At 43.5% G+C, this 2,167-nt stretch carries 1 protein-coding gene and 1 pseudogene; both read right to left on the bottom strand.

Annotation, left to right across the window (positions count from 1 at the left end; translation table 11 throughout):
- Positions 1 to 731: pseudogene (locus BIZ37_RS29950) on the bottom strand (hybrid sensor histidine kinase/response regulator); the annotation flags it as partial.
- Positions 732 to 734: 3 nt separating this feature from the next.
- Positions 735 to 1,913 (bottom strand): FIST signal transduction protein, encoded by a 1,179-nt coding sequence (locus BIZ37_RS29945; protein WP_187464645.1) that lies wholly within the window; start codon positions 1,911 to 1,913, stop codon positions 735 to 737.
- Between the last annotated feature and the right edge of the window lie 254 nt (positions 1,914 to 2,167).

Here is a 2,167-nt window from a genome sequence, read left to right as displayed (position 1 = left end):
ATATCGAGGATACAGTTACTATCCACAGTATGGTTGGTTAAGTTCGGTGACGATATATATGTAAAGCGGTAATCGGTATCGACTTCCCAAAACCAATCACCCACGGTCTTTGCGAAGTCTTTGAATCGCTGCTGGCTATGCGTGAGTTCTTGAGTACGTGCAGTGACTAGTGACTGAAGACGTTCACGGTAGTCAATATCGATAATTGCGCGCTCCAGTAGAGGTCTGAATCGCTCAAGTACCCTGCGGCAATTTGGAGTAAACTGCCCTTTTTTAGAGTGGAAAAAGAGCAATAGCGCATCTCCAGAGCTTACCTTTACACCTGTCAACAACACAGATTGGCAAAACTGTACCATCTCCGGAGATAACTCTTGGAACTCGTGTACCTGGCTTGGGTCATAAAGCGCAATGCTGTCTCCGTTCATCGAGCGAATAAACGTATTGCCTATGGGCCAGATACTGGATTCAAAAAAGCGGCACGTTGTCACAAGCTCTTGCAAAGGTGCTGTTTCGTCTTCTCTGGTGAGCACCAAAGCATGCTCAAATCCGATATACTTGCGCAATACAGAAAGCAAGCTATTGAAAACTTGACGTTTATTGTTAGCCCCTGCCATTGCGGCAATACCTGCAAGAATCGCAGTGTTTTCTTCACGTAATTGCTTTTCCCGCTCTCTTGTCCGCAGTAAATCAAGCAATGTTTCTTGTAGTTTTTCAGATTCATAATTCGCCATTGCTTAATCCTTATGAAACAAAACAGCTGAAATCATCAAATTACCATGGGCGTTTTCCCCGCCCACAAACTGTCCCTGCTCACCAAAAGTAAATGGAGCAACAAATGGAGCCGTTTGCATTGCGCTTTTAACGTACTGTGCCACTTCTTCCATGCGATGCTGTACTCTAAGCATGCAACCAGCACAATAAATTGTAATCCCACCGATTGGGTTGAGGTGAGCCTCATTTGCGTAAATGTTACTTGCAGAATTCACTACTCGTCCCGCCCGAGTAATCAATCGCTCCTCTGTGCCTTGCATGAAGTAAAGAGTTTCGCCAGCTTCAACTTTGGCAAATAAGGTGATACCACCACGCTCAGTGGTTTTTAATGGGTGTGCTAATTTGAAATAAGGGAGATCATGTACAATACCAGCAACGCGGCCGAGCGGGTTTAAGCTGCTGTTGCCAATAATGTTTTCAGCATCATCTAACGATTGGTTCATCCACTCTTGGTAGACTTCAATAGCCGGTTTATTGTCGAGCTCAATGAGCTCCCTGCCCTCGACTTTGGTCGCTTTTGCGGATAATCCTGTACTGGCATAGCCTGAATGGAAGGAATAGCTAATATGGCAAGATGGGTATATTACGCTGATTCCTACCCCTTCTTGCGTGTGTTGCTCTTGGGTGAAAATTTTCCAATTCCCTTGGATATTGTCATCGGCAGCACTACCGCCAATGATTGGCACAGACGTGCATAACTCATCTTCTATTCCTTGAATGACTTCTTCTTCATGCCCTGGGCTTGCGTGCAGTACGATTAATGCCGGTAACTCTCCAGAACGACCGCTGTTAGCAATAGCTTTTAGCAGAGCTTGCCTTGCCATGTCATATTTCGAATTATTGGTCGAGACAATTGCTGTTCCGTATGCACCATGAAAGTCTGAAATAGCCCATAGTGCGACACCCAAACCATGGTGATAACCACCTTCTGTCATCACGCCTTGGCAGGATGTGCACCCTAAAACTTGTGCATTAGGAAAAGCGACAGCTAATGCCTTTTGAAAAGTGACAACGTCATATTTCTCTGAAAAGTAGACAAGGATCAATTTAGGGTTTGCAAGCTTTGCTTGTAATTGAGTGATGGCTTCTTGAATAGCATAAGATGCTGTTGCCTGTGAAGAAAAGCTTGTAGCGATATCCATGGGGAATTTTTCTATCGATTGATTTGAATTATTACTTATACCTACCTGAGCTCAAGATAATGTATTGGCATACGATCAATAAATTATGGTTTAAAGAAATCACCAAATGGAATTGTAAGCCTCTTGAAACTACTGGATGGTATTCTTACATGCATCAGATCGGGTGTCTGCTTTTTTATTGTAATTAATTAAAGTTATAGACGTAATGACCGTTAATGATAGATATATCCCTAATCGTTGGGGTGGTATTTGGG

The organism is Photobacterium sp. BZF1 (assembly GCF_014349205.1).
Classification (GTDB): Bacteria; Pseudomonadota; Gammaproteobacteria; order Enterobacterales; family Vibrionaceae; genus Photobacterium.
The sequence above is the reverse complement of the archived record's forward strand: the minus strand, read 5'-3'. Positions and strand labels throughout refer to the sequence as shown.

Bases quoted from the DNA above. Each gene is read 5' to 3' on its own strand.
- BIZ37_RS29945 (WP_187464645.1), bottom strand. From the start codon at position 1,913: ATGGATATCGCTACAAGCTTTTCTTCACAGGCAACAGCATCTTATGCT.